The organism is Candidatus Zixiibacteriota bacterium, assembly GCA_034003725.1.
GTDB lineage: Bacteria > Zixibacteria > MSB-5A5 > GN15 > FEB-12 > WJMS01.
Genome location: JAVEYB010000032.1, coordinates 1 through 4,665, shown reverse-complemented (window position 1 = coordinate 4,665; position 4,665 = coordinate 1). Strand labels below are relative to the sequence as shown.

Annotated in this window: 6 protein-coding genes; 3 read left to right on the top strand and 3 right to left on the bottom strand. The window is 54.5% G+C overall.

What is annotated here, in order from left to right; genetic code table 11:
- A partial coding sequence (locus RBT76_15865) for a hypothetical protein (protein MDX9859260.1) occupies positions 1 to 206 on the top strand: 206 nt, incomplete at its 5' end.
- A gap of 175 nt (positions 207 to 381) precedes the next feature.
- Here the strand turns inward: RBT76_15865 and RBT76_15860 are convergent.
- The 3 genes from RBT76_15860 to RBT76_15850 form a co-directional block, all read right to left on the bottom strand.
- Positions 382 to 684 carry a hypothetical protein gene (locus tag RBT76_15860; protein MDX9859259.1) on the bottom strand — a complete coding sequence of 101 codons (303 nt, stop codon included), beginning with the start codon at positions 682 to 684 and terminating at the stop codon, positions 382 to 384.
- Between the two features lie 213 nt (positions 685 to 897).
- Positions 898 to 2,493: a recombinase family protein gene (locus RBT76_15855; GenBank protein MDX9859258.1), complete on the bottom strand. Its 1,596-nt coding sequence runs from the start codon at positions 2,491 to 2,493 to the stop codon at positions 898 to 900.
- A 35-nt stretch (positions 2,494 to 2,528) separates the two neighbouring features.
- Positions 2,529 to 2,747 (bottom strand): hypothetical protein, encoded by a 219-nt coding sequence (locus RBT76_15850; GenBank protein MDX9859257.1) that lies wholly within the window; start codon positions 2,745 to 2,747, stop codon positions 2,529 to 2,531.
- A 401-nt stretch (positions 2,748 to 3,148) separates the two neighbouring features.
- Between RBT76_15850 and RBT76_15845 the strand changes: the two genes are divergently transcribed.
- Positions 3,149 to 3,682, top strand: a complete 534-nt coding sequence (locus RBT76_15845) for a tyrosine-type recombinase/integrase (GenBank protein MDX9859256.1) — start codon at positions 3,149 to 3,151, stop codon at positions 3,680 to 3,682.
- Between the two features lie 27 nt (positions 3,683 to 3,709).
- A partial coding sequence (locus tag RBT76_15840; GenBank protein MDX9859255.1) for an FISUMP domain-containing protein occupies positions 3,710 to 4,665 on the top strand: 956 nt, incomplete at its 3' end.

Sequence of the window (4,665 nt, the reverse complement as noted above, 5' to 3'; positions counted from 1 at the left end):
TTGAGCGTCAGTTGCCAGCGTATATGAGAAGTGATCAAGTAGAAAATGGCTGGTTCTTGGTAATTCGATACCGAGACGGTAAGAAGTGGGACAAGCGACTGCAATCGATTCCGGCACGATTAGCAAGGGTAAATCAAGATAAGCACCTAAATTTGAGTTACCTGACCATTGACGCTAGAAGACAACTGTCGGCATCCAAGCTATAGCCATTACTGATCGGAGACTGCAATGTTCATGCGGTATGCCGCCAGTACCATGAAGTTGCCATTTTGAGCCGGTATGTAAGCAGCTTATTCGTGTTGATTCTGAACCGACATTCTGTGTCGCCAATGAAAAAGCCAGACCTGGGGTCTGGCTTTTGATGCGTGTCCGATGGGAACATCAGCCCGCTTTCCTGATGCAGTTCGCGGGCAGTTCCGGAAGCTGCACCGGCGGTGGCGGTGGGGGCAGGAGTTCCGGATGATGCTCAGCGAGAATCATCTCCAGTTCCACCCGACGCTTCTGTTCCCTGGCATAGCGCTCCAGCAGATTACCGGTGTACCACCCGATGATGGTCGCGGCCTTTTCTCCGAATTTGGACTTTGCCCAGGCCACGAATTTCTCATGATTGCGTTCACGCCATTCCCTTCCGGACGCCAGCATGATATTGAGCTTCTTCAGTTCGGCGATATGTTCGGGATCCACGACTTGCTCCTTTCAGTAGCAGTTGCGAAAGTTCTATTTCATAACTTTCTGCTGATACCGAAAGACTTGGCAGTCTACCACAGTGACCGAATTTGTCAATCCCCGGCATGGGCGCATGGTAGGTTTGAAATGGATTAAACATGCCCGGGCCTCAGCTTTACAAATGGCTCATTTTGGAGTAGACTAGACAGCAATTGCTGCAATCTTAGGCAATTATCCGGGGCAAAAGGTTCGAACTTTTTTCACTAGCCCCCACCAGATTGAAAATGCCGGTGAGGCAGCCCGTTTCCTCGGCTGTAGTTGGCCGAGGATTTGAGGTTCGAACATGGCATTTTTCGCTGTCGCGATTTCTACCGTCTTTTGGATTTCTCGGTATGGTTCACGCGCTGTAATTAGCGCTTTTTTGTCCCGCAACAGGAGGTTCGAACATGAAGCCCTCAAGAGGCGCTTTTTTCTGTCTTCTGACCCGGAATTGAAAACTGTGTGAGCATTTTCGGCAGCGGCGAAAACCTGCTCAAGTGTGGCTCGCCGCTGCGATATCGTCTGCTCGGGCCGGTCTATGCGCTCCTGCAACACTGCCATTCGCTCCTTCAGAGCGGCCTTGCGTTTGGCGAATTCGTCATCGTCAATCAACCTGGCAAGCCGCATATTGAGTAGCTCGTCCAGCTCACTCCCGAGGAGGGAGAGCTTTCGCCGCAATTCGGGCTTCTCTGATTGAAACGCGGCCCCATCTTCTCGGTCCATTTCATCGCTTGCCGCAAGTGCCCACTTGAGGAATCCTTTTGGCAGACTGATTGAACTGGTCCAATCGGCAAGCTGCTTTTCCAACTGCCGTTCCTCGATAGCTTTTTCCGCGCAGTCGTAAGGGTATTTGTGGCGCGTGCAGTGGTAGTATATGTACCGATGACCGTATCGATTCTTCTTATGCTCGGCGGTAATCGCCGCTCCGCAGTTACCGCACCGCAGCAGCCCGGTATACGTGAACGAATGTCGGTGCGGCTTTGGCATGGACTCGATATCAAGAATCCTCTGGGCCTTGTCGAAGTCCCTTTTGGAGATCATCGGCTGGTGCGCGCCAACATACAGCACTCCGTTGTATCTGAGCGCCCCGTAGTAGAACGGATTGCGAAACAGGTAGTGAACGGCAGATCGGGCGAGTGGTCGGCCGTACCCGTTGCTTCGGACTCCATTGGTGAGGCCCCAGTCCTCGATCGCTCTCCGGTGAATTTCAGTCACGGAATACTGGCCCGTCAGCAGGTGCTGCCACATCCGCTTCACTATCGCGAATCGTTCGGGATCCTTGACGATGGTCTTCGTTTCCTTGTCGTTCCTGTAACCGAGGGGAGCGCACTGCGGCAGCCACCCCTGTTCCAGTTTGGCGCGATTGCCACGCTTCACGTTATCCGACAGATCGTCCACATATTTCTTGGCCATGCCGAATTCGAGCTGGAGCCAAAATTTGTCATTCCCGTTATTGGCCAGTTCGCGCTGAGGGGTGAGGATAGCATGCAGCGTCTTTTCATCGAGTGCCCAGATGAGCGCGCCGCCATCTACGGGATTGCGAGCCAGACGGTCCAGCTTCCAGCAGAGGATGGCGTCGAACTTACCCGCCTGGACGGATTCCATGAGTTTGGTGAATATCGGCCGTCCGGGGGATTTGGCCGATTTACTTTCCGAGAATACCGAAGCAATGGTCCAGCCTTTGGCTTGGGCGTACTGCCTCAATTCCCGAATCTGCGAATCAATGGAAAGAACCTGTCGGTCTTCCGATTCGGTCGATTTGCGGGCATAAATGGCTATCTTCTCCATACGGGCTGATGATGAAAGCTTCGGTTATCGTGGTATTAACCAGCGGGATTCGACAATTCGGACTTTTCGCTATTGATCTGCTCTTCCGCGATTTCCAGCAGCAGTCGTGCGTAATCCAGTACGTTGGAGGCCATTTCCCAGGCTTCCTCATCGGAAAGCACCCGGCCTTGTTCTTTCTCGAACATAGTCTTGAATTGTTCAATGTGTTTTTGTTTTAGCGGCATACTGCTGCAGTATGCCAGCGGAAGTCTCATATGCAGTAGTACCGCCGGAGGAGGAGGCCTGGCGAGCTTCTGTGGATAACGGAATCTCCGTTTTTCGATTGACTTTCCCGCTCCAACGTCATAATCTTAGAGGAAAGTGACCTTCCCCGTCAAGCCCCTCCGTACCCTTCTTCTCTGACATAAGCGGAGTTTCGCGGTTTTCCGAGAAATGCTCGCTCTCTTCGCCTTGGGATTCCGTGCGCTTATTCTGTCCGGTTTTCTTCATCTTCGCACCTGCGACTCGGCTCTAACCACAGCCGAAAAGCGGCTCATTCTCTCACGAACCATGTATGCCAATCCTACGTCAGCTTTCTCTAAGAAAGCGACATTCAGTCTCCGCTTCTGCAACCCCGAGGAGCCACACCGCCGAATATCACCTGGTCAAATCACAATTGAGCAGGCTTCTGGACGCGACCCATTCGGTTCGCGACCGGACGATTTTGGCGCTCATGGCAGGAACCGGCATGCGGCGGGCGGAGGTTGTTTCGCTCGATATCCGGGACCTCAGGCTCGGGGAAAACCTTCTGGTCGTGCGCTCAGGCAAGGGCGGGAAGTCCCGTCTCATTCCGCTCACATCGACACTGGCAGCCTTGCTTCAAAGCTGTCTCGGTGGCCGCACGGCAGGGCCGGTGTTTCTGAGCAGGTTCAAAGGCCCGCTCTGCAGCAGGCAACTGAATCGTATCGTGGAAACCGCCGGGAAGCGGGCGGGCATCGACCATCCGGATCCCCGGAAGATTCGGCTCACCTGTCACCTGTTCCGTCACACCTTTGCCCGATTGTGGAAAGACGCCGGAGGCAGCATTGAGACATTGTCCTCGATTCTCGGGCACGCCAGCCAGGCTACTACCCTCGACCTATACGGCAGGGAAGGGTTGTCCGACGTCAGAGCCAACTACGCCAGAACCATGAAGAAAATCGGCATATAGCCGGAAACTCAAACAAGGAGGAACAATATGAAACGAACGGCACTGGCACTGTGTCTTTCGGCGCTGCTGTGGTCGTGCAGCGACGACAACGGCACCAATTCAAATGGCAATGACCCTGTCGCCCCACAGGTCGTCTCCACCATTCCCGCGAACGGCGCGACAGCTGTGTCGCGCGACATATCCCTGCAGGCCACGTTCTCACGGGATATGGACCCGGGAACCATTACTTCCGCCACCTTCACCTTAAGCGGCGGAGTCACCGGCGTCGTCACCTACAATGACAAAACAGCGGTCTTTGATCCGGTAGCAACTCTCGATGCGGGTGCCGCATACACCGCGACGATATCGACGGCGGCAAAGGACCAAACCGGTACCCCGCTGGCCAATTCCTATACTTGGTCGTTTACTACAGCCGCCTCGCCTGCAAACACGGTGACGGACATCGACGGTAATGTATACCAGACCGTAACCATCGGCACGCAGGTCTGGATGAAGGAGAATCTGCGGGTTACCCATTACCGCAACGGCGACGCGATTCCCCGTAAAGGCAATTCCACCGACTGGACCAATTACTTTCTCGGAGCGTTTTGCGAATACAATAACAACATAGCCGACGCGACTACCTACGGCAGGCTGTACAACTGGTATGCTGTCCACGACACCCGCAATATAGCTCCCGCGGGATGGCACGTGGCCACTGATGATGACTGGAAGCAACTAGAAATATTTCTCGGCATGAGCCATACCGAGGCCGATCGCATGGGTGCGCGCGGAACCGATCAGGGAGGAAAACTGAAAGAACCGGGCACCGCCCACTGGGCCAGTCCCAACACCGGTGCCACTAATGAGAGCGGGTTCACCGCACTCCCGGCCGGGAATCGAACCAGCACCGGGGAATTCCTCGGTCTCGGATATTCCGCAAACTTCTGGACATCATCGCAGGACTCCGGGCAGAATCCGATCACGAGAAGTCTCGGATACAC